This is a genomic window from Limnobaculum zhutongyuii, assembly GCF_004295645.1.
Classification (GTDB): Bacteria; Pseudomonadota; Gammaproteobacteria; order Enterobacterales; family Enterobacteriaceae; genus Limnobaculum; species Limnobaculum zhutongyuii.
In genome coordinates this window covers 2,120,727-2,142,496 of sequence record NZ_CP034752.1, presented here as the reverse complement: position 1 = coordinate 2,142,496, position 21,770 = coordinate 2,120,727, and the positions used below count along the sequence as shown (strand labels likewise).

Below are 21,770 nucleotides of genomic sequence, written 5' to 3'. Positions count from 1 at the left end.
TGTATAATTATTATACCGTTATTGTACTCACCCTGAGAGAAGATAAAAGTATTTTATACTCACTCCTGTACTCATTTTTGACTGAGCTGTATTGAGATTAGTTGAGATCTTGTGAAAAGAAAAATCCACGCAATTGCATGGATTTTATGGGTTTTTATTGCTTCGATGAGATTTAATGAAACCTCATGAGTCAACAGATTTTATTTAGACGTTAAACAAGAAATTCATCACATCGCCATCTTTAACGATGTAATCCTTTCCTTCTGAACGCATTTTACCGGCTTCTTTAGCGCCTTGTTCACCTTTATAGGTGATGAAATCTTCAAACGCGATGGTTTGAGCGCGGATAAAGCCCTTTTCAAAGTCAGTATGGATTTTACCGGCAGCCTGCGGGGCAGTGGCACCGACAGGAATTGTCCAGGCACGAACTTCTTTCACACCGGCGGTGAAGTAGGTTTGCAGGTTCAGCAATTCATAACCAGCACGAATGACACGATTTAAACCTGGTTCAGTCAGACCCATTTCCGCCATAAACTCATCACGTTCTTCGTCATCCAGTTCGGCAATATCAGATTCAACGGCAGCACAAACGGCAACCACCACTGAACCTTCAGCAGCGGCAATTTCACGTACTTTGTCCAGATATGGGTTATTCTCAAAACCATCTTCATTGACGTTAGCAATGTACATCGTTGGTTTTAAGGTCAGGAAACTTAAATAACGCAGTGCTGCTTTCTCTTCGCTGTCCAGATTCAGAGCGCGTAACATACCGGCATTCTCTAAATGTGGCAGACACTTTTCTAATGCAGCCAGCTCAATTTTGGCATCTTTATCGCCGCCTTTGGCTTTTTTCTGCACGCGATGAATTGCGCGTTCACAGGTTTCCAGATCGGAAAGGGCCAGTTCGGTATTGATAATATCGATATCTTCTGCCGGATCGACTTTACCGGATACGTGAATAATATTGTCATTCTCAAAACAGCGAACAACATGGCCGATGGCTTCGGTTTCACGAATATTGGTTAAAAATTGGTTACCCAGGCCTTCACCTTTAGAAGCCCCTTTAACCAGACCGGCGATATCCACGAATTCCATGGTAGTCGGCAGAATGCGCTGTGGCTTAACGATTTCAGCCAGTTGGTCGAGGCGCGGATCGGGCATGGGTACGACACCGGTATTAGGCTCAATTGTACAGAACGGAAAGTTAGCCGCTTCGATACCCGCCTTCGTTAACGCATTAAACAGGGTTGATTTGCCTACGTTAGGCAACCCAACAATGCCGCATTTAAATCCCATAACTCATCTCACCTTAAAATTATTTAATATCAGCAAGTTAATATCTACCTTGCTCAAAGCGCTCTAAATTGATGCGCTATTATACACATTATGAGATTTTTATCGCTAATTGGGTATATCGGTTGATAACGATGAATGGGAGGAGCCTAACTATATGGCTTGCCATTCTTAATCTATCAACGATAAAAATGATGATAAGAGTGTGATGCAGATGATCCTCTGCGTTATATAAAGATGTTTTAATAGACAAAATTTATCGGGAGGTCAGTTTAATGGAGCAGTTCTTATTAGAACTTAAAGCCGGGATTCTGGACGCGCAGTGGTGGAACGTATGGCTTCAGCTTGCCATGCTGGCGCTGTTTTTAGTGGGTTATCTCTGGTTTATTCGTTTGAAATCTGGCGCTGAATTTAAAGCCATGAAAGATAACTTTGCTGAACTAATGGAACAAAACCGTCGGCTAACTCAGGAAACTGAGCAGATCAAACGAGAGTTAGAGAAAGGAACCATTGCCTATCAGATTAAGTTGTCAAAATACCATGACAGGGCGATAGCCTCGTTAGATGAAGTCTATTCAGAGTTGTATTCCATCGTTTCTGCCGCCAGACAGTTTTGTTCTTCTTCACATCCAGACTCTAAGGCATTCTACGATATTACTCATCATGTGAAAGCTTCTATCAACCGTCATCGTTTGTGGATTGATGAAACCTTATATCAACAGATGATGGTATTTATTGAGCAGGCCAAAGAGAAAGTTTCAAGCTCAATGATAAATGAACTTCAACTGACTAATATTGAAGCAGGCGAAGAAAGTCGGGCAGAATTTCTGGAGATGAAAGGAGAGTCAATATCTCGTTTCTTAACCGAAGAACTCGATGGAATTATGGGGCAGTTAAAACTGGAAATTCAGCAGCATCTGAAACCAGAATAATTAATTAGCAGTAATAGACAGACCCTCGACAATATTAGTGAGGGTCTTTATCTGCACTATTTATCAAGTGAAATTAGTAGGTACTTCTTTGTATCGCTTCACCACCCGCTTCAATATCCTGCCCAACTCCACGAGTTGTATTGCAGGCAGACAGCAGGCCACAGAAAAGAACTAATGAAAGAATGGCAATAGCACGTTTCACTAACATTGGCATTATCCTCCGTAGAAAGAACAAGGGTGCATGGTTAAGGTTAGTTGAAAACTGAGTGATTTCCATTAAAAAATAGAAATTTTCGATGACCAATTATTAAGGATAATTTATGTGAATAAATTAATCGGATATATCTGATAAAATATAATTGAGAATTTTCAGTGATATTTCAGTATCAAAATGCGGTCTAATTGGATGATATGTCAGGTAACGTAATCATATTGTTGAATTTATTTATCACATCGTTAAGTTAACAATCAAACCGTTCGAATTGATAATACGGCTTGATCGAATTAAATTAAACTGTATATAATTCCCGACCAGCCTATCATTCGTTTTTATGAACATTATTGTATTTTCAGTTTGGTCAGTAATTAACTGAATGGTAGTAATGTCTGGGATATAAAAATAAATTACTGTAAAAGACAATGCTTTTCTCTTTACTCCAGGTATGGAGGAGGATAGCTGTCTGGTAATTATATGGGTAATGGATGCATATTTTTTAAAAAGGAGGTTATTATGGAAGTGAGGCAGTTAGTTTGTCACCATTGTAATGTACCCGGTAGGATAAGACGTCATGGTCAGGCGCGCTCCGGAATTCAACGTTACCTTTGTGTTTTATGTAAGAAGACATTTCAAGTTTCTTATATTTATCAGGGGCATGAAACAAATATCGCTAAGCAAATTAAATCTTTGTTAGCCGAAGGGCAAAGCCGTGAACAAATATCTCGTTCTCTCGGCGTTAGCCTGAAAAATATAGATCGTCATATTTATATGCTGGAAAGCGAAGCTATATAAATATATTTTAATTCTAATTTCTATCCTACCCAGCGCTCTTTTTATTAAGAGCGCCGTCTTTTATATTCTCTTTAACTTTTATAATATATTTAGAATTATTATTGCTCAGTCAGTAAGTAATTTAAATAATTACTTAATAAAATCTTAATGTATTTTTTAAATTGAACAAATAATACCTTATTTTTTGACATTTAAATAAATATGACTATCTCATCCTGAATCATTTATATATATTTCTTTAGCGGCATGAATCGCTGTGTTGGCGCTATTCGCATATAAACCAAGATTATTTTAAGTAATATTATTACCTTACTAAGGATTCAGGATGAGAGAGCTATCAAATACAGAAATAGAGCAGGTAAATGGAGCAGGAATTTTTACTGACATAATATGGGACGCAATTCATTTAGCAGTTGATGTGCCATCACGTCTTGCCGGAAATGTTGTAGGCGATAAGATTGGTGGAACGATTGGGGGCATTATTGCCACACCAATAAATTGGATTTACTCCCTGTTTAATAAGAAATAATTTTAAGGATGAAATAATGAGAGAACTAAGTGTTGTAGAAATTGAACAAGTTTCTGGTGCTGGTTTTATTCAAGACTCAATGGCTTCTGTTGGTGGTTTTTTAGGTAAAACTTTTGGCGATACTGGAATTACCGTAGTGAAGGGTATCGCTAATAAATTTTCCCCTGCGTTGGGAGCTGGCCTCGATCTGTTGGCTTCAACGGGCATCGTAAATGGTGAGAATGCAGGGCATCTGGCGGGTTATGCGGCAGGTGCATTTGTTGAGGGTGCGATCGGTAGCATTGGCACCAGCTTTAAGAGCAAATTTACTTTCTGGAAGTAATCTCAGAGGCCGTATCTAAGTAATCAAACGCAGTGTATTCAGGCATTAACTTAGAATGAGAGAATATACTGGCTGTCACAAGACTGTTACGACATCACCAAAAAAATACCCCCGTAGGTAATCGGGGGTATTTTTTATACTATTACGCTATAGCCTGGTTTAAGCGCTTTCACCTTTTGGTGGATCAAATGCGGTTAACGTCAGAGCTGGGCCGGTATACTTTTCAATAGAAACTAAAGCCGTATTACCAGAACAGCCATTCGCTAATTGCGATGTTGGAATATCAAGGGTTAGTACGTTAGCGCCACCGTTTTTACAAATGCCAGTAGCGGGGTCCAGATCTGGCCATGCACCTTCGTGAATACAAACGATACCTTGCTTAATGCCGTCAGAAACTACGGCTCCCACTAACACCTGACCACGCTCATTAAAGGCTCTGACCAGATCGCCATTAGCAATACCACGAGCTTTTGCATCTTCCGGGTGGATGGTAATTGGTTCGCGGTTGGCTACAGCATACTGTTCGCGCAGTTTTGCATAGTTAAGTTGGCTATGCAGGCGATGAGCAGGGTGGGCAGTTAATAACTGCAACTGACCCTCTTTGGCGTTGCCTTTCCACTCATCCGGAGCCAGCCAGCTTGGATGTGCCGGGCAGTCCGCATACTTAAACCCTTCGATAGTTTTAGAGAATATCTCAATTTTACCGCTTGGAGTTCCCAGAGGGTTCATTATTGGATCGGCACGGAATTCAGCAAAACGAATGAATTTTTCATTCTTCTCGTTTTTACGCATCTCAATCAGTTTATTTTCCTGCCAGAATTGATTGAACTGCGGCATAGCAACGCGCTGAGCACGGGCACCTTTTTGAGCTGCATCATAGAACTCACGCAGCCAGTCCATCTCTTCCTTACCTTCGGTATAGACCTTGCGGCCCCCGGCTTTCAGTAGCTCAGACATGTCCGCAAAGACGTCGAAGTCATTACGTGATTCAAACTGAGGTGGTACGACTTGCTTCATTGGCACTAAATGTTGGTTACTGTAATCACCGGTCATGGTCAGATCGTTACGCTCAAACGATGTGGTGATTGGCAATACGATATCCGCATGTTTAGCCGCCGCAGTCCAGTAGCATTCGGAGATAACAATCATCTCTGGTTTTTGCCAGGCTTTGATTAGACGGTTGGTATCCTGATGGTGAGTAAAGTTTGCACCACCGGCCCACCAGATCATTTTAATATCAGGGAAGGTCATTTCATGACCGTTGTGCTGATATTTGCTACCGGGTTTTTCCAGAGCCTCAACAATACGAGCTAATGGGAAACTATTTACTGCATCGGAAGCTGCCCAGTCGTTACCCGCAGAAGATGTGCCTGCTACTGAGGCCGAAATGGCAGAAAGTACACCGCCGCTACGAGTTGGGTTACCGCCGTTAGAATAGTGATAAGAGAAGCCAAAACCGCCGCCTTCACTACCAATCTGGCCCAGCATGGCTGCCAGAGTAACCAGCATCCAGTGTTTTTGTTCACCATACTGTTGGCGTTGCATACCCCAACCACCCATCAGCATGGTGCGGTTTTTGCTGAAAATTTCGGCCAGTAGCTCAATTTGCTGTGCCGGAATACCACAGATGGCTTCCGCCCAAGCCGCTGTTTTTGGTGTCTTATCGTTTTTACCTAACAGATACTCTTCAAAACGATCATAGCCGGTCGTGTATTTGTCCAGGAACGCTTTATCGTGCATGGATTTGGTGACCAGCGTATGGGCAACACCTAACATCATGGCGACGTCAGTACCCATATTAGGTGCCAGCCATTGAGCTTTATCACCAAAGAATTCAATGGTTTCTGAACGCATTGGGTCAATAGCAATAACCGTTTTGCCTGAACTTTTTAGCTGATTAAAGAACTCAAGGCCCTGTTCGTCGGTGCTGCTCCAGGCAATTTTCAGCGTGTTTAGTGGGTTAACACCCCACAGCACAACAACCTGAGTATGTTCCATAATGACCGGATAAGTGGTTTGTTGCTCATAAACCTCAACGGAACCTACTACATGGGGCATAATCACTTGAGCTGCGCCGGTTGAATAGTCGCCCATATGACCAGAGTAGCCACCGGCAAGACTCATATAACGTTGCAGTAAAGTTTGTGCTTTATGCAGTACGCCACTGGAACGCCAACCGTAAGAGCCAGCAAATACCGATGCTGCACCGTGCTCTTTACGAATACGCATATGCTGCTCATGAATTAACTTCATGGCGTCATCCCAGGATATTTTTACAAACTCATCGCTACCGCGCTTGCCGTCAGGTTTGCCTGGTGCGGCTAAAAAGCCTTTACGCACCATAGGGTATTTCACTCTGGCATTAGTGTGCACCTGATCCGGTGCGGTGGTCTGCAGGCTGTTAGGTATAGTTTTTGCCAATGCACCTTTTGATGAAATCACTTTGCCATCTTTGACTTCAACTTGCATGGCACCCCAACGACCGGCCGTCAGAATAGTACCTGCCGGAGCATCTGCCCAGGCTGGCAGTGGAATTGCAGAGGAGATCGCCATCGCCCCTGCGGTAACACCTGCACCTTTAATAAAACCTCTACGAGTAAGATTCATATGCCATCCTCTTTATTAGTGACTGTTTATATCTTTGGCGTTGTATTGGAAATACTTGGTTAAAATATCCAAATCCTGTGGAGAGATATCGGTTCTGGCACCCATGCCTTTTGCCACCGCAGGCCAGGCATTAACGGTATAGTGTTTTGACGAAATTTTGGCATGACAACCAGAGCAGTAAACGTTGTCCAGATTTTCGGCGTAGCTCCATAATGGTGCGAGGTCGGACAAGACGGGGTCCGTTATGGTGGCGGTTAACGTTACAGGACGCCATTCATTGTCGTACTCATCTTTAGTGAAGTCGGCGTTAATTTTTAGCGCGTTTTGACCTTGCTCTGTCAGCGTAGCCAGAATCAGGCGTTGGCCTTTTTCCAGATAGATAACCTGTTCAGCCCCTTTCATCTGGCTTCCGTTCAACTCAACTTGTCGACCGGACGCATCGGATTTCACCACTTTTAACGCAGTAGCAGGGTAGGCGGTTCCCAGTTCACTGAGTTTGACTGGCTGAACCGGATAGACCAGTTTCGCATCCTGAGAGGTTTGCTTGGCTTCACTCAGTAAGGCATCCTGCGCCTTTTCATCCATTTTAATTTCAGGCGGGAAGTGAGCTACACCCTTGTGACAATCAATACAGGTCTGTTTTTCTTTAATACCCAGGTTATGCATCTTTTGTGCATCAGCGCTTTGTGCCTGAATATCCATCGCATCAAACTGGTGGCAAGAACGACAGGTTGCCGAATCGTTTTGCTGTAGCTGATGCCAAACCGTCTGCGCCATAGCCAACCGGTGTTCTTCATATTTTTCCGGTGTATCGATTTTTCCGGTGACAAACTGATGATAAACATCTTTACTGGCTTTCATTTTTGCCAGTAAGAAATCAACAGGAGCCTGTGGAATATGGCAATCAGAGCATTCTGCCCGAATACCTTTCTGATTTTTAAAGTGAACTGAGCCCTGATATTCTTCATAGGCTGACTGCATGGTATGGCATGAGAGACAGAAGCTGGTTTCTGACGTTTTGTGTAATACATAGCTGCCGCCGCTAAATGCCAACAGCCCTAACAAAAGTGCTGAACAAATAAATAGAAAAAACTTCGACTTCCTTCCAGACATGATAAATATCCATCCCCATTATTAGATTCAGTAAATTTTGTTATTGGTTTTTAATATAAAACAACCACTACCCATTTTTGATTATTAAAGATAATAATTATTTCCATTAAAAATGTATATGCATTGAATCAAATTATTTATAGGAAAATTGGCTTATCGATGTATAATGAAATACATAACGAATATGTGCTTTTCATTATGGCTAAATGCGTATTTTTTATTTTTTAGAAGAGGTTAAGAACTACAGATAATTGCTATATCAATAATTTTACATAATGGATGTTTTTATTTTACATTTTTTGATATCTGGTATTGAATCAATTAAATATAAATAACCAATTGATTCTAATAAATTATTTTTAATTTGAATTTAAGTTCATAGTCATACTGAATGATATTTACTTTATTTATAGATTATTATTCTACCATCTAAAAATTTAAAGTATAAATTATTGACTTTGTTTTATATCATGTTTTATTTCGTATCAATTGATTATTTTATTGCCATGAATTTATTTAGATCAAAAAACTAAATAATGAATTCTTTGTGACTAAAAGTTCTTGGTCGAGGGCTATTTTTAACCCTCACGATTGAATCATCACTTGATGGTGAGTGTTTAACTAATTGAGTCCGGGAATATTGTACTTAGATTTATTATTTATGAGAAAAGATTTATTAAGAACAAATAACTAATAAAGATGGTTATTATTTCATTTGTTTCAAATTCATTTGTGATATTTTGTAAAAATTGGATGTCGAAATGGAACGTAAATGAAAAATGGCACACCAATAGTAAATACGTTATGTACGGTTGAACAGGTACTTATCTTTTTGGGATGTACTGCTAATTTATTCAATAATTATTGTTTTAAAGCAGAGAGTTTTGGCTGGTAAGGCTACACTTATTCAAAAGTATTGTGATGCCAGGAAAGGGTATTTATGCATAGAGAGAAAATCCCGTTTTATACTGAAAATATTATTAAAGATTTGATTCCTCGAGTTTTTTTTCGGAGGAATATTCATCGATTACTCGAGAGTATTAGTGAATCTAAACGGGACTATATTGACTATCGGGTTAATTACTACAATAAACTCAATACGCCTTTTACACTGGATGAGTCCGCTGTTGAATGCGGCAAACTGACGGTTAAGGGACATCCCAGTACCTATTATTATGATTTGATGGAGTCTGCCCGTTATTTTGATCCCCATCTCCGAATTAATTATTTTCTCGGTGATATAAAACACGTCCCGGATAAGCCAACGTTGCTGAAAACACGACCAATTGCCGGAGATAATCAAAATTCGGTACTTTTGAAGCTAAATAAAATACGTCATTTCCGCCTGTTTAATGACACTATCCCTTTTGAACAGAAGCTGGATATGGCGGTATTTCGAGGTGCCTGCTACCAGGAAGCCAGAAAGCAATTACTCAATAATTTTCACAACTCTCCGTTGGTTGATGTGGCTGATACCGGACGATATGGTGATGTGAAAAGAAAAAACCTGATGTGCGAAACCGAACAAATGAAATATAAGTTCATTATTAGCATAGAAGGAAATGATGTTGCCACCAACCTGAAATGGATTATGCACTCTAACTCACTCTGTTTTATGCGTAAGCCGCGTATTGAAAGTTGGTTTATGGAAGGAATATTGATTCCTGATTTTCATTATGTTCAATTGAACGATGATTTTTCCTATTTGGAAGAGAAAATAGCCTACTATTCTCATCATATAGATGAAGCTAAAATGATTATTCATAACGCGAATGCTTATGTGTCACAGTTTTTGGACAATGTGCAGGAGAGAGCAATTTCACTGTTGGTGATGAAGAAGTATTTTGCGCTTTCTGGCCAGTAGAGGTCTCTGTTTACCATTATGGTATTGCTGTGATCGTTTGAATATTTACTACAGCTTCCGAACTCATTGAATATTAGAAATGAAAAGCGCCATTCTGAAAGGAATAGCGCTTTTTTACATAATGATTTCCTGAAGAAATACCTTGTCAGAGAACCAGATTTGCCAGCATAAATCCTACCGGGATAGCACAAACAATTCCCAGTAAACCTGGCAGGAAGAAAGGATGATTAATAATAAAGCAGCCATTCCATTTTTTACTCAAAAATGAACCAGTATCATCGGTTGCAATGGCGAAAGCTGTGGTGGGATAGATATTGGTAATATACAGAGCGCTGACGGCCACAAAACTGGCTAAAATTGTTGCGGCATCGACATGTAAAGAGGCCGCAATAGGAATTAATAATGCACTGGTTGCCCCCTGACTAAACAGCAGAGCGCTGGTAAAGAAGAACACCACCGCCAGCAGCGCAGGGTATTCCTGTAATATTTCACCCGCCGCGACTTTTATTTCAGGAATATGGACACCAATAATGGTTGCGCTTAGCCAGACAATACCTAACACCACAATTAATGATTCTGCACCGTCCTGAAAGATTGGTGCTTTCTTGATGGTGGTTAACTCTACTTTGCAAACTAATACCATAATGAATGAGGTCAGGAGCATCGTAATTACGATGATATCCTGAGATCCCAATTTATGACCGATAATCGGCTTAAACAGTAGCATCAGGACAATAAATGAAACACCGGCCAGAAAGATCCACACAGAACGCTTGGCTTCTTTCGTGGCTTCAACCAGTTTTACTTCTGGTGGTATAAAGTTAACTAATCCCTTATTTACACGTTCAATATAAATAGGGTCATCTTTCAGCTCGATCCCCTGACGACTGGCAACAAACGCCGCTACGGCAGATCCAAATATTGCCGCAGGCATAATAACGCATAAAGCCGAACCAAAACTGACGCCCATCTGTTCAACCACCACATACATAGCAGCGGTGGCTGCCGATATTGGCGAAGCCGTGATGGCTATTTGCGAGGCGACCACCGCAGAACTTAGCGGCTGGCTTGGGCGAATACCATTCTCTTTGGCTACCTGCTGGATAACGTTAAGTACCGACATGGCGGTATAGCCTGTTCCTGCCAGAGTGGTTAGCACAAAGGTGGTTGCCGGTGCCAGAATGTTAATATAGCGAGGGTGCTTTCTTAATAATTTTTCGGCGCACTTCACCATATAACCCATGCCGCCAGCTTGCTGCATGACGGACAGCGCCAGAATAACTGAAAGTATAATTAACATCACGGCGATAGGGATATCACCAGGCGGCAATCCAAGGATAAAAATGACTATTGCCAGTCCTAATCCTCCGGCTAATCCTACCCCAATGCCACCCAGACGAGCGGCCAGTACTATCGCCCCAAGCAGTATGACTATCTCAAGTATTAACATAATGATTTTCCTTATTATTGTTATAATTTATTGGCTTGTGGAGGCAGCCCCAATAAGGGGCTGCCTGGCCTTATTGGTTTTCCTGGTGATAACGGTTAATGGCGGCGGCACTGGCGCTGGGATCGCACATGGTCATGGGATCGAGCAGATAATCCGCCTGTGACTCAGTCAGAATTTTTTCAGCAATCACCACCTCGCGAACGCTCAGGTTCTGTTCAAACGCCAGAGTGGCAACCCGGCTGCCGACCTTGTATCCAAACAGGGTTGAGATCACTGTGGCTAGCGCAGTGCTTTGTTCGGCGTAGCGGCGACACACCTCAACATTGGGTAGCAGTTCCAGTAAGCATTTATCGATAAGAATAGGGATGGCGTTGGTTAGCAGACCGCAGGATTCGAAAAGCGCTTTGATAATGACCGGTTCCCATACGTTGAGATCCAGCTCACCTCCTTCAACCGCCATGGTGATACTGAGATCGTTGCCAATTACCTGATAGGCTATTTGGTTAATCAACTCCGGAATAACCGGATTGATTTTCCCCGGCATAATCGAGGAGCCAGGCTGAACGGCGGGTATCAAAAGTTCATTAAAGCCCGCCCTCGGTCCGGAACCCTGCAGGCGAAAGTCCGTCGACATCTTAGACAGAAATACTGCCAGCTTCTTAATCTGCGCCGCCACTTCGAGGTAGCTATCGCCATTTTGTAAGCCATCGAAGAAATTCTCTTCGGCAACAAAAGGCTCTCCGGTGATTTGCTGCAAGAGAGGGTAGACGAGCTCAAGGTATCCCTGCTGGGTAGATAAACCGGTACCAATGGCAGTTGCACCTAATGGTAGTGCGAAGGTTTGTTTACGGGCTTCTGTCAGGGAGTGGTGTAAACGTTTAATCTGGTGGTAATAGCCGCTAAATTGCTGGCCGAATGTCATGGGAACGGCATCCTGCAAACAAGTTCTTCCCAGTTTGACGACGTGAGCGAACTGCTTAGTTTTTTGTTCCAGTACCTCTTCGAGGCGACTAACGCCAGAGATTAAATCCACCAGATTCAGGCAGCAGGTAATTTTCATTGCCGCAGGAATAACATCGTTGGTTGACTGGCACATATTGACGTGCGTATTTGGGTGAACAACATCGTAGCCTTTACTACCGGTCAGAATTTCATTGGCCCGGTTAGCAATAACTTCATTCATATTCATGTTGGTGGAGGTACCGCCGCCGCCCTGAAAAATATCGATGGGAAACTGGTCGTCGAACTTATGTTCCATGACTTCGGTTGCGGCTTGAATAATGGCGTTGGCAATAGCCGGATCTAATGCACCAATTTTGCTATTGGCTTCGGCGGCGGCGCGTTTTATCGCCGCAATGGACCAAAGATAATTCGGTACATCCACTGCTGTTTTACCGGATACCGCAAAATTTATCCGGGCCCGTTCCGTTTGGATACCGTAATAGGCATCATCCGGTATCATCATATTTCCTAATAAGTCTGTTTCGCTTCTCATAAATAAACTCCTGCTTGAATTGACAGGATTCATTATGTGATAGGGTTTTCATTGGAAATGAGAGGCAGATCGGCTACGGAACAGCAGTTAAGAATATAATGATTACTATTAAAAATATTTATAATTGGCGTAAATATGAAAAAAGTCACCTTTGATTTACATCAGCTCAGAGCCTTTATTACGGTGATTGATACCGGCTCTTTTAGCGCTGCTGCCCGCCAGCTAAATCAGACTCAGTCCGCTATTTCGCAGCTTATCTCACAGTTGGAAAAATCATTAAATAGCCAACTGATCGATCGCCGGCGTCGCCCGGTAAAGGCAACATTATTGGGGCATGAATGCTATCGCTTCAGTATGAAGATTTTGTCTGAGTGCGGAGAAATGCAGAACTGGTTGCATACCATTGACAGTGGAAAATTACCGCGATTACGACTGGGATTGGTGGATTCCGTGGTCGCCATTGCCGGGCTGCAAATCCTAAAATACCTGCAACCTAAAGTAGATAAGGTGAGTCAGATAACCGGTACAGCACCTGAGTTGCTGGCCGCACTCCAATCCGGCAAACTGGATGTGATTGTTACCATGATTCATGAAGATGTTCCTGAATCGCTCTCTTTGTATCCGCTAATTACCGAAAGGTTTTTTGCCGTGACCCCAATAAACTGGCCGGAACAGACGCTGGAACAGTTGTGTAAACGTCACAATTACATCGCCTATGCTAACTGGACGCCGACAGGGGCTCAAACCCTTAACTGGCTGAAATGGCGCAATCTTAAACCTCATATTCAATTTGAGTTAGCACGAGCGGATCACATTTTATCAATGATTGCCTCCGGACACGGGTGGACACTGGCAACCCCTATGTTTCTTGCCAATGACTTTAGTTTGCTGTCATCACTGAACTGTAATCCATTGCCAGCGCCGGGGCTGAGCCGAAAAATGGCGATATTATGCAGGGAAGGGGAGTTGGAGAATTTTATCCCCTCATTTACTGCGGATATTAAACAGTTGGTTGAAACGACGATTGATGAGCACATGGCAGAGCGCTGGCCGTGGATGTATCAGCGGTGAGATTTTTACTGCCATATAATGCGATTCGCTTTATTTGAATGGGGACATCTGTTTATATTGAGAGAATGATGGTTATTACTCTTTTCCTTTTCACGGTATTCCACTCTTCGTTTTTGCAGCAATAAGGAGGTTCCATGCGGTTGAGTTCTTTGAGTCTGAGTTTTCTGGTTCTATTCTCTTCTCCGGTATTCTTATCTTCGGCCAGTGCCGATACTTCACCACAGCTAAAACGGGTGATGTTATCCAGCGCTGGGGTTGGTTATTTTGAATATGAATCAGATGTTGAAGGGCCAACAACGCTGACGCTCTCCATTCCACGCAACCAGATAGATGATGTATTAAAAAGCATGACGATTGACGGTGCTAATGGTGGCGCAGTATCTGTACGCATGCCTGATGATGAACCACTGGAAAAGGGATTTAGTGATTTTTTGTTTACGCCCGACTCGCTGGAGTCACCGGCACGCTTACTGAGTGAGTTACGTGGTGCTGAAGTATCGATTGAAGGTCCCCGTTCAATTAAAGGGAAGCTGATGTCGGTAGAAGCGGAAACGGTGACGCTGGATAACGATAAAGGTACCCAGAATCGTTATCGGGTATCACTTATTACTAGCGAAGGGTTGAAACAGGCTATTTTACAGGATGTTCAGTCTTTGCATTTCGAAGATGAAAAGCTTCGTAACCAACTTAATCAGGCTTTAACGCTGATGGCTACAGCTCAGGAGAATGGGCCACGCCAGTTAGATATTGTTCTGTCCGGAAAAGGCAAGCGCCAGGTGAAGATTGGTTATGTTGTCAGCACACCCGTCTGGAAAGTCGCTTACCGGGTCCAGTTAGATAAAGCCGACCGCGCCCATCTGCAGGGCTGGGCTATTTTAGAAAATACCAGCGGACGAGACTGGAAAGATGTTGAACTTACCCTTTTGTCAGGAAATCCAATCGCATTTCGCCAGCCGCTTTATCAGTCCTACTACGTTGATCGCCCGGTGGTACCCGTAGAGACGCTGAACCACCAACTGCCCCTGATTGATAAGGGGGAGCTTGATGGAAGAAGTCAATTAAACCAATATGCTATGCAAAAGCAGGCTCGCCCAATGGCAGCGCCAAACCAATTGAATGGCGGGCAGTTCCTGGCTGCACCTACTGCCCTGATGGTTCGCTCTGAGGATGAAAAGGACATAAGAGAGACCGACGTTTCTCAATCTGCGCCTCAGGCAGAAGCGATAGAAAATCAGAGCCAGATTGTGCTTAAACTCCCTGAGCACCAGACGATTGCTTCTGGTCAGTCTATGATGACACCGATTATCGACCGGGATATCCCTGCCGTTCGCCATACTCTATTGAGTAATAATAAACCTATTGTGGCGGTTGAAATTGCCAACCAGAGTACAACCGGACTCCCCCCGGGAGCCATTACGTTTTACGATGGTACTGTTGATACTACGTATTTAGGGGATGGGCAGATTGGTGCGTTACCCGTGGGTGAGAAGCGGTTAGTGGGTTTTGCTTCAGATCTAAACGTTCGTATTATTCGTGATGCGCCAACCACAAAAGAGCTGTATTCAGCATCAGTGAATAGTGGCGTGGTACAGATTAAGAATTCTGTGCGTCAGACAACAACCTATCGACTAAAATCGTCAGCAAAAGAGAAACGCATCGTGGTACTCGATATACCGCGCCGTGCCAATGAAACCTTGGTTGAACCGAAAGCGGATGCCAGTGGTATCAGCCTGATTCAAAATGGGTATCGTATCAGACATTCTCTGGCCGCAGGTCAGGAAGAGACACTCAATATTGTCACCGAGTCAGTAAAACTGGAGTCACTCAGTTTTGAACAGATGCAGAATATCGACCGAAACAGTCTGGATTTTTATATGAGGACCATTATCCAAAATGGGGCAATGGATGATGAAACTAAAAAAATATTCCGTCAGATTGCCAGTATGCGTCAGCCATCTATTGATGCCGACGACGCGATTGCCAGTTTTCAGGATTCGCGTGAAGTTATTATTTCTGAACAGAAACGACTACGGGAAAATCTTGCTCAGGTACCCAATGGCAGTGACTTACAGAAACGTTACCTGAAGCAGATGGAACAACAAGAAGATAAAATGGACGCATTGCTAAGTCAGATAGAAACAGAGAAGGACAAAAAGGCTAAGGCAGATGTCGCATTAAAAGTCTGGTTAAACAGCAATTAAACATGGGTAATCGTTAATTATTCTGTTATTACATAAGACACCGAACCGCCATAATTTACTCTGTGGCGGTTCGTTTTTTTATGGTTTTTAGCTAATGGCGTTGAGATAGTAAAATACTATCGCTATACCCTTAATTTATTGCACCTGTAACTTAAAGTACACGCTTTCCCAAGCAATAACTGGTACAGGTAACTCTAGAAACTTATGCAATACTACTTAAAAGCGGGTTTATTACCTTACTGATAGGGATAACAATTTTGAGGATGGTTAGATTAGTAAATGATCTTCAAAAAACATTATCTATTCTTTTTCTCAATACAGTGAAATCTGCCTTTGCTTCTTGAATTGTCAGTCCAGGGTTAACTCTTCGATACTCGCGGATAAAGGCTGGTAGGTCGTTTTCAAAAACTGCCAGTGAAAGTATTTTCGTTGTTATTTTGGGTTGTGGGAGCTGAAGATAGATGAAGTCAGGTCTCCATGTTCCCCAATCTAGTCCGCGTTTAAAATCACCCCATTTGTCTGCATCTTGATTACATTGAAATCCCCAAATAGGAGCTACAGAGAGGAATCGGCAGTCAGAGCACTTGCGTGGAACAGTAACCTTTGATTGTATGAAGGCATTTTCATAAATAACCGGGTCGCTTGGTCCATCAATACCACATGGTCCATGGTCTAAGTAAAGATAATCACCCACAATTTCTGTATGACGAGTGCATTCACCTTCGAATAGTTTGGGGCAATTTGCACATTTTATAGGGACTGCACCTTGAATACCAAGATGCCCGAATGAAACTGGCGGCTCAATTGGTCCATTGACATCACATGCTGGAAAATATTTTTTATACATTTAGGTAGTTTTGATCTCCGACTGAATTTACCTTTATCTTTAATAATTGTTTTACTGCATTGATGTTAAAACTATTGGTATGTCCACATTATGAAAGAATGCGGGTATCGAAACACTACCAGATAAAATTAATAGACTTACTGTCAATCGTCTTACTCAACTAGTTTTTATTATTATTATCACAAACACTGAAGAACTTAACATTCCTGATTTCAAATTGGAAATTGATGAGGAACTTAACGCGCCAAAATTTTATCATCGACAAAATGAGCCAATTGACAATCTTGCCATAGCTTAATTGCATTCTTGATATCTAAAAGCGTAATACTAGCATCCAGTTCAGCCGCTTGAATTTGATCTTTAAGTTTGATTAGGGCTTTGGGTTCTCTGTCATTTACCTCATGCCAATCTTTAGTGTGTAAGGATTTTTTCAGTTCATTTTTTGCCGATGATTTTTCGTAGCGGTTTGGGAGCAATTAGGCGGGCGTAATACGTTCCATGTCGGTCAGATTTTATATAGTTCATAATACCCATTTGGACCACTATCAAAGCGATGGGCAAATGAAGTCATAAAGAAAAACGGATATAAACCAGCATGTTATTGATTCAGAAATGAAAAAACCTGCTAAAAAGCAGGTCTTTAAATATGGCGGTGAGGGAGGGATTCGAACCCTCGATACGTTGCCGTATACACACTTTCCAGGCGTGCTCCTTCAGCCACTCGGACACCTCACCAAATTTTGTGGTTACAGCAAGGATTATTCACTGCAACGGGGCGCTACTATAGGGAGAAGGCGGAGTTCGGTCAAGTATAAATTCATGTTCTTGAGCTATTTGGTTAAGCTATCAGCAAATTGTCGTTTATGTCTGCGGATAGAATCAGGTAGATTAGGGGAGGACAACAGGTTTACCCTCTGATTCAGCAAATCTTTTATCTTCTGGAGCTGCCATGAATATTCTCTTTTATCATCCTTATAATGATGCCAAACCCTATCTGGAAGGCATTCCTGCCCGTCTACCTGGTGCAAAAATTAGAGTATGGCAACCGGGGGACGATCAACCGGCAGATTACGCTATTGTCTGGTTACCACCCTATGAAATGCTGGCGGGACGGAAAGATTTAAAAGCCGTTTTCAGCTTAGGAGCCGGAGTTGATGCCATCGTTGCTCAATTGAGAGAGCGTCCTGAGATGCTGGCGCCAGGTGTTCCATTGGTTCGACTGGAAGATGCAGGCATGGCAAGCCAGATGGAAGAGTATGCCAGCGCAGCCGTATTACGCTATTTCCGCCGTCTGGATGATTATCAACGACTGCAACAGCAAAGTCGCTGGCAGTTTCTGGAACCCCATACCTATGAGAATTTCACCATTGGCGTAATGGGGTTAGGCATTTTAGGTGCCAGTGTGGCGCAGCGACTGTCATCCTTTGGTTTTTCGGTACGCGGTTGGAGCAGAAGCAAAAAGCAAATTGATGGTGTAACCACATACAGTGCCGAACAGTTGCCTGAATTTCTCAATCAAACTCGTTTGATAGTGAATTTATTACCCAGAACGCCAGATACTCAAGGTATACTGAATAAAGCGTTGTTTGACCAACTGCAGAAAGGGGCATATCTAATCAATATTGCCCGTGGCGCACATTTGGTTGAGGCGGATTTATTAGAGGCATTGGATAGCGGGCAGCTAAAAGCTGCAACGCTGGATGTTTTTGCCTCCGAGCCACTATCCAGACAACATGTGTTCTGGCAGCGTACGGAAATTACCATAACGCCACATATTTCAGCCATTACACAGCCACAAACTACCATGGACCAAATTTGCAGCCGGTTGCTGGCCTTTCAGGCCGGGGAGCCAATCAGCGGTATTGTTGATATTATTAAAGGATATTGATCCATAACCAAACGGGAAATGGATTAGAAACGTTTTACAAGCACAGTAATAAAGAAGGAAGTTTGTTATGTACCCGGTTGATTTACACGCCCATACCGTAGCCAGTACTCATGCCTATAGCACAATAAGTGACTATTTTGCCATTGCCAAACAGAAAGGTATCAAGCTGTTTGCTATCACTGACCACGGGCCAGATATGGCAGATGCACCGCATCGCTGGCATTTTATGAATATGGCTGTGGTTCCTCGCATGGTGGACGGTGTTGGGATTCTGTATGGCATTGAGGCGAATATCAAAAATCTGCAGGGCGAAACCGACTGTGATGAGCAGATGGATAAACAGTTAGATCTGATTATCGCCGGGTTTCATGAACCGGTACTACAGCCCATGAGTCGCGAAGAAAATACACAGGCGATGATAGCGACCATTGCCAGCGGTAAGGTACATATCATTAGTCATCCGGGTAACCCAAGATACCCTATCGATATTACGGCGGTGGCTCAGGCTGCGGCTAAACATAATGTGGCGTTGGAAATTAACAACTCTTCATTTATCCATTCCCGTTTAGGCAGTGAAAAAAATTGTATTGAAGTGGCAAAAGCCATTCGTGATGCCGGAGGCTGGGTAGCGCTGGGTTCTGATTCCCATGTGGCGTTCTCTCTGGGTGGTTTTGAACATTCTCTCAAAGTATTGAAGGACATTGAATTTCCGGAGGAGAGAATTCTCAACGTAACGCCACGTAGATTGTTAAACTTCCTTGAATCACATGGTAAAAAGCCAATTCCTGAGTTAGCTTCGCTTTAAGTCCACAGGGTGATTTTTTCTCTGAGCGGTTAAACGAAATTCATTAATATTTAAGGATAAATATCTATGTCATTAATTACCTCCGGTCGTTTCCAAACTACGGTACTGGGAGCCGCCGTGGCACTGGCTTGTTCCATATCCGCTCAGGCTAATACTCTCACAGAAAAAATGACGTTAGATAACGTTACGGTGTTTATTCGCGGTGCCGAGCTGTTTAACAGCGGCAAAGTAACCTTGCCTGCCGGCGAGAGTGAAGTGATATTCACCAATATTGCTACCGGTCTGAATGAACAAAGCCTGATGGTTGAAGCGGATAACGGTGTGGTGGTTCAGTCATCAGGAGTACGGCGAGATTTTCTCAGTGAAAACGTTTCACCAGAAGTGGAATCGCTGAAAAAACAAATTGAAGCGGAAGTGCGCGAACAGAGCAAACTGAACGTACAGCGCGAAGTGATTCAGGCTCAACTGGCCGTACTGGAAAGCAATCGCGCGCTGGGCAGTGAAAAAGAAGGAACTTCGGTTGAACAAGTAAGCCAAATGCTACAGTTGGTTAATGGCAAAATGAATGAACTCTTGATGAGTGATATTGACCTCAGAGAGAAGTTGGTCGAAGTCGAAAAAAATATTAATAAACTGAACAATCAACTGGAAGAAGCCCAACAGAAAAGCGCTCAGGCAGTTAATCAGGTGGTGGTTAAGTTTTATGCACCTAAAGCGGCATCCAGTAACATTAAACTTTCCTATGTGATTAGCTCAGCGGGCTGGGTTCCTACCTATGATATTCGGGTTGATAGCATTACTGAACCGGTGAAGCTGGGCTATAAGGCTAATGTCTTCCAGAATAGCGGCATTAACTGGGATAAAGTTAATCTGACTCTTTCTACCGGTAATCCAAGCGAAGGCGCTCAGGCACCGCGGTTATCTCCGTGGTATGTTGATCTGTATCGACAGCCAATTCTGTCGTCGAAAAGTGCCCGGTATGATAGAGAGGCGTCTGTGCCAATGGCGGCGCCAGCTCCCGTAATGGAAATGCAGGAAGACAGGGTAGTTCAGGCAGAGATGGCTGCTGCTGAGAGAAGAGCTAAGACATCCAAGCCACTGTCTGACTATGTGGTTACCGATGTTGGCGGTGTGAATACTCGTTTTAGTATCGCTTTACCGTATAATATTGCCGCTGATGGCAAAGGACATTCAGTGTTGATTAAACAGGTGGATGTTCAGGGGGACTATCGCTATGTGGTAGTACCTAAACTGGAGCCGGATGCGTTCTTACAGGTACAGTTAAAAGATTGGGAAAAACTGAACCTGCTGCCAGGAAAATCCAATATCTTCTTTGAAGGCTCGTTTGTAGGGCAGGGATATATTGATATTCGCAGAGTTAAAGAGACGTTGGATCTCTCTTTAGGCCGGGATAAGAAGATCGTAGTCACGCGGGAAAATGAAAAGCAGGTAACCGGAAAAGCTGAGTTCTTTGGTAACTCTGTCAGCCAGCAATACACCTACACACTGGATATTAAGAATACCCGGAAAGAACCGGTGAAACTGGTGGTGCAAGATCAGGTTCCCGTCAGTAAAGATGCTTCCGTTACCGTTGAAGGGCTGAAATATGATGGCGCAACCTTCGATAAAAATACCGGCGAGGTGCAGTGGTCACTGGATCTGACGCCAAATGAATTACGTAAACGGGGCTTGTCTTATACGGTGAAATATCCAAAAGATCAGCAAGTTATTGGTTTGTAATTATCGCTTTTTTACTTAAGTTAACAGGTCAATTTGATGAATGAGTTTTCTGTAGTCTGCCGTATTCTGGGTTCACTGTTCTATCGCAGTTCTCAGGATCCGGTTCTGGATCCGTTGTTTGCGCTTGTAGCGGACGGCAAGTTGAAACAACACTGGCCGCTGGAGCAAGACGATCTGCTGGACCGTATGGGACAGGGACTGGATCGTAAGGTTCTGGAAGCTGACTATCAGGCAATGTTCGCCGCAGAGGGTAGCGTTTCGCCATATGCTTCTGATTACGAAGATGGTGCAGAAGAAGCGGCCACTCGCGCTTTTCTGACTCAATGCGGTATGCCATTAACCGAAGCGCCAGCCGATCATTTTGGCCTGCTGCTATTGGCAGCCTCATGGATTGAAGATAATGCTCTGGAGTTTGATGAAGTTCAGGCTCAACTGGCACTGTTTGATGACTATTTGCTGCCGTGGTGTGGGCGTTTTCTGGGTAAAGTTGAAGCACATGCTACAACCGGTTTTTACCGCACCTTATCGATGGTGACGCGAGAAGCGCTGCAGGCAATGCGTGATGAGCTGGCTGAAGTTTCCTCTGATGAAGGGAATGAATAAG

Annotated in this window: 18 protein-coding genes and 1 tRNA gene; 11 read left to right on the top strand and 8 right to left on the bottom strand. The window is 43.1% G+C overall.

The features are described 5' to 3' along the window. Positions 1 to 204: 204 nt before the first annotated feature. Positions 205 to 1,296: a redox-regulated ATPase YchF gene (gene ychF, locus EKN56_RS09430; protein ID WP_130591545.1), complete on the bottom strand. Its 1,092-nt coding sequence runs from the start codon at positions 1,294 to 1,296 to the stop codon at positions 205 to 207. Positions 1,297 to 1,568: 272 nt separating this feature from the next. On the opposite strand from ychF, the gene EKN56_RS09425 reads away from it, so the two are divergent. After that, the gene (locus EKN56_RS09425) at positions 1,569 to 2,225 is read left to right on the top strand and encodes a hypothetical protein (protein WP_130591544.1); all 657 of its coding nucleotides are present in this window, start codon (positions 1,569 to 1,571) and stop codon (positions 2,223 to 2,225) included. Between the two features lie 73 nt (positions 2,226 to 2,298). On the opposite strand, the gene EKN56_RS09420 is transcribed toward EKN56_RS09425, so the two are convergent. Continuing rightward, positions 2,299 to 2,433: an entericidin A/B family lipoprotein gene (locus EKN56_RS09420; RefSeq protein ID WP_130591543.1), complete on the bottom strand. Its 135-nt coding sequence runs from the start codon at positions 2,431 to 2,433 to the stop codon at positions 2,299 to 2,301. Between the two features lie 522 nt (positions 2,434 to 2,955). Here EKN56_RS09420 and EKN56_RS09415 point away from each other — a divergent pair. The 3 genes from EKN56_RS09415 to EKN56_RS09405 all read left to right on the top strand — a co-directional run bounded on the left by EKN56_RS09415 (position 2,956) and on the right by EKN56_RS09405 (position 4,085). Beyond that, on the top strand, positions 2,956 to 3,234 hold the full coding sequence (locus EKN56_RS09415; RefSeq protein WP_130591542.1) for an IS1 family transposase: 279 nt from the start codon (positions 2,956 to 2,958) through the stop codon (positions 3,232 to 3,234). Positions 3,235 to 3,559: 325 nt separating this feature from the next. Further along, positions 3,560 to 3,763 (top strand): hypothetical protein, encoded by a 204-nt coding sequence (locus EKN56_RS09410; RefSeq protein WP_130591541.1) that lies wholly within the window; start codon positions 3,560 to 3,562, stop codon positions 3,761 to 3,763. Between the two features lie 16 nt (positions 3,764 to 3,779). Continuing rightward, on the top strand, positions 3,780 to 4,085 hold the full coding sequence (locus EKN56_RS09405; protein WP_130591540.1) for a hypothetical protein: 306 nt from the start codon (positions 3,780 to 3,782) through the stop codon (positions 4,083 to 4,085). A gap of 159 nt (positions 4,086 to 4,244) precedes the next feature. Here the strand turns inward: EKN56_RS09405 and EKN56_RS09400 are convergent, their stop codons facing one another. Continuing rightward, complete coding sequence (locus EKN56_RS09400) at positions 4,245 to 6,692, bottom strand: trimethylamine-N-oxide reductase 2 (protein WP_130591539.1); 2,448 nt, start codon at positions 6,690 to 6,692, stop codon at positions 4,245 to 4,247. Between the two features lie 15 nt (positions 6,693 to 6,707). Beyond that, positions 6,708 to 7,805 (bottom strand): NapC/NirT family cytochrome c, encoded by a 1,098-nt coding sequence (locus EKN56_RS09395; protein ID WP_130591538.1) that lies wholly within the window; start codon positions 7,803 to 7,805, stop codon positions 6,708 to 6,710. Positions 7,806 to 8,745: 940 nt separating this feature from the next. Between EKN56_RS09395 and EKN56_RS09390 the strand changes: the two genes are divergently transcribed. Next, complete coding sequence (locus EKN56_RS09390; RefSeq protein WP_130591537.1) at positions 8,746 to 9,669, top strand: glycosyl transferase family 90; 924 nt, start codon at positions 8,746 to 8,748, stop codon at positions 9,667 to 9,669. A 145-nt stretch (positions 9,670 to 9,814) separates the two neighbouring features. On the opposite strand, the gene EKN56_RS09385 is transcribed toward EKN56_RS09390, so the two are convergent. Together EKN56_RS09385 and EKN56_RS09380 are read right to left on the bottom strand one after the other, a co-directional pair. After that, positions 9,815 to 11,119: an anaerobic C4-dicarboxylate transporter gene (locus tag EKN56_RS09385; protein WP_130591536.1), complete on the bottom strand. Its 1,305-nt coding sequence runs from the start codon at positions 11,117 to 11,119 to the stop codon at positions 9,815 to 9,817. Positions 11,120 to 11,189: 70 nt separating this feature from the next. Beyond that, positions 11,190 to 12,614 carry an aspartate ammonia-lyase gene (locus tag EKN56_RS09380; protein WP_130591535.1) on the bottom strand — a complete coding sequence of 475 codons (1,425 nt, stop codon included), beginning with the start codon at positions 12,612 to 12,614 and terminating at the stop codon, positions 11,190 to 11,192. Between the two features lie 135 nt (positions 12,615 to 12,749). Between EKN56_RS09380 and EKN56_RS09375 the strand changes: the two genes are divergently transcribed. Both EKN56_RS09375 and EKN56_RS09370 read left to right on the top strand, forming a co-directional pair. Then, complete coding sequence (locus EKN56_RS09375) at positions 12,750 to 13,685, top strand: LysR family transcriptional regulator (RefSeq protein WP_130591534.1); 936 nt, start codon at positions 12,750 to 12,752, stop codon at positions 13,683 to 13,685. A 134-nt stretch (positions 13,686 to 13,819) separates the two neighbouring features. Next, positions 13,820 to 15,886, top strand: coding sequence for a DUF4139 domain-containing protein (locus EKN56_RS09370; protein ID WP_130591533.1), 2,067 nt, complete (start codon positions 13,820 to 13,822; stop codon positions 15,884 to 15,886). A gap of 286 nt (positions 15,887 to 16,172) precedes the next feature. Here the strand turns inward: EKN56_RS09370 and EKN56_RS09365 are convergent, their stop codons facing one another. Beyond that, entirely contained in the window at positions 16,173 to 16,733 is a 561-nt protein-coding gene (locus tag EKN56_RS09365; protein ID WP_130591532.1) for a hypothetical protein, read from the bottom strand. A gap of 647 nt (positions 16,734 to 17,380) precedes the next feature. Next, positions 17,381 to 17,468, bottom strand: a tRNA-Ser gene (locus EKN56_RS09360). 214 nt (positions 17,469 to 17,682) lie between these two features. Here EKN56_RS09360 and EKN56_RS09355 point away from each other — a divergent pair. The 4 genes from EKN56_RS09355 to EKN56_RS09340 all read left to right on the top strand — a co-directional run bounded on the left by EKN56_RS09355 (position 17,683) and on the right by EKN56_RS09340 (position 21,769). Next, positions 17,683 to 18,621, top strand: a complete 939-nt coding sequence (locus EKN56_RS09355; protein WP_130591531.1) for a 2-hydroxyacid dehydrogenase — start codon at positions 17,683 to 17,685, stop codon at positions 18,619 to 18,621. 67 nt (positions 18,622 to 18,688) lie between these two features. Beyond that, a complete protein-coding gene (locus tag EKN56_RS09350; protein ID WP_130591530.1) occupies positions 18,689 to 19,426 on the top strand; it encodes a phosphatase in 738 nt (245 codons plus the stop codon). Positions 19,427 to 19,492: 66 nt separating this feature from the next. Next, complete coding sequence (locus EKN56_RS09345; RefSeq protein ID WP_130591529.1) at positions 19,493 to 21,166, top strand: DUF4139 domain-containing protein; 1,674 nt, start codon at positions 19,493 to 19,495, stop codon at positions 21,164 to 21,166. Between the two features lie 36 nt (positions 21,167 to 21,202). After that, the gene (locus EKN56_RS09340) at positions 21,203 to 21,769 is read left to right on the top strand and encodes a TorD/DmsD family molecular chaperone (RefSeq protein ID WP_130591528.1); all 567 of its coding nucleotides are present in this window, start codon (positions 21,203 to 21,205) and stop codon (positions 21,767 to 21,769) included. Position 21,770: the final 1 nt, after the last annotated feature.

Bases quoted from the DNA above. Each gene is read 5' to 3' on its own strand.
- EKN56_RS09370 (WP_130591533.1), top strand. From the start codon at position 13,820: ATGCGGTTGAGTTCTTTGAGTCTGAGTTTTCTGGTTCTATTCTCTTCT.
- EKN56_RS09355 (WP_130591531.1), top strand. From the start codon at position 17,683: ATGAATATTCTCTTTTATCATCCTTATAATGATGCCAAACCCTATCTG.
- EKN56_RS09345 (WP_130591529.1), top strand. From the start codon at position 19,493: ATGTCATTAATTACCTCCGGTCGTTTCCAAACTACGGTACTGGGAGCC.
- EKN56_RS09420 (WP_130591543.1), bottom strand. From the start codon at position 2,433: ATGTTAGTGAAACGTGCTATTGCCATTCTTTCATTAGTTCTTTTCTGT.
- EKN56_RS09365 (WP_130591532.1), bottom strand. From the start codon at position 16,733: ATGTATAAAAAATATTTTCCAGCATGTGATGTCAATGGACCAATTGAG.
- EKN56_RS09375 (WP_130591534.1), top strand. From the start codon at position 12,750: ATGAAAAAAGTCACCTTTGATTTACATCAGCTCAGAGCCTTTATTACG.
- EKN56_RS09395 (WP_130591538.1), bottom strand. From the start codon at position 7,805: ATGTCTGGAAGGAAGTCGAAGTTTTTTCTATTTATTTGTTCAGCACTT.
- EKN56_RS09410 (WP_130591541.1), top strand. From the start codon at position 3,560: ATGAGAGAGCTATCAAATACAGAAATAGAGCAGGTAAATGGAGCAGGA.
- EKN56_RS09340 (WP_130591528.1), top strand. From the start codon at position 21,203: ATGAATGAGTTTTCTGTAGTCTGCCGTATTCTGGGTTCACTGTTCTAT.
- EKN56_RS09415 (WP_130591542.1), top strand. From the start codon at position 2,956: ATGGAAGTGAGGCAGTTAGTTTGTCACCATTGTAATGTACCCGGTAGG.
- EKN56_RS09380 (WP_130591535.1), bottom strand. From the start codon at position 12,614: ATGAGAAGCGAAACAGACTTATTAGGAAATATGATGATACCGGATGAT.
- EKN56_RS09350 (WP_130591530.1), top strand. From the start codon at position 18,689: ATGTACCCGGTTGATTTACACGCCCATACCGTAGCCAGTACTCATGCC.
- EKN56_RS09390 (WP_130591537.1), top strand. From the start codon at position 8,746: ATGCATAGAGAGAAAATCCCGTTTTATACTGAAAATATTATTAAAGAT.
- EKN56_RS09400 (WP_130591539.1), bottom strand. From the start codon at position 6,692: ATGAATCTTACTCGTAGAGGTTTTATTAAAGGTGCAGGTGTTACCGCA.
- ychF (WP_130591545.1), bottom strand. From the start codon at position 1,296: ATGGGATTTAAATGCGGCATTGTTGGGTTGCCTAACGTAGGCAAATCA.
- EKN56_RS09385 (WP_130591536.1), bottom strand. From the start codon at position 11,119: ATGTTAATACTTGAGATAGTCATACTGCTTGGGGCGATAGTACTGGCC.
- EKN56_RS09405 (WP_130591540.1), top strand. From the start codon at position 3,780: ATGAGAGAACTAAGTGTTGTAGAAATTGAACAAGTTTCTGGTGCTGGT.
- EKN56_RS09425 (WP_130591544.1), top strand. From the start codon at position 1,569: ATGGAGCAGTTCTTATTAGAACTTAAAGCCGGGATTCTGGACGCGCAG.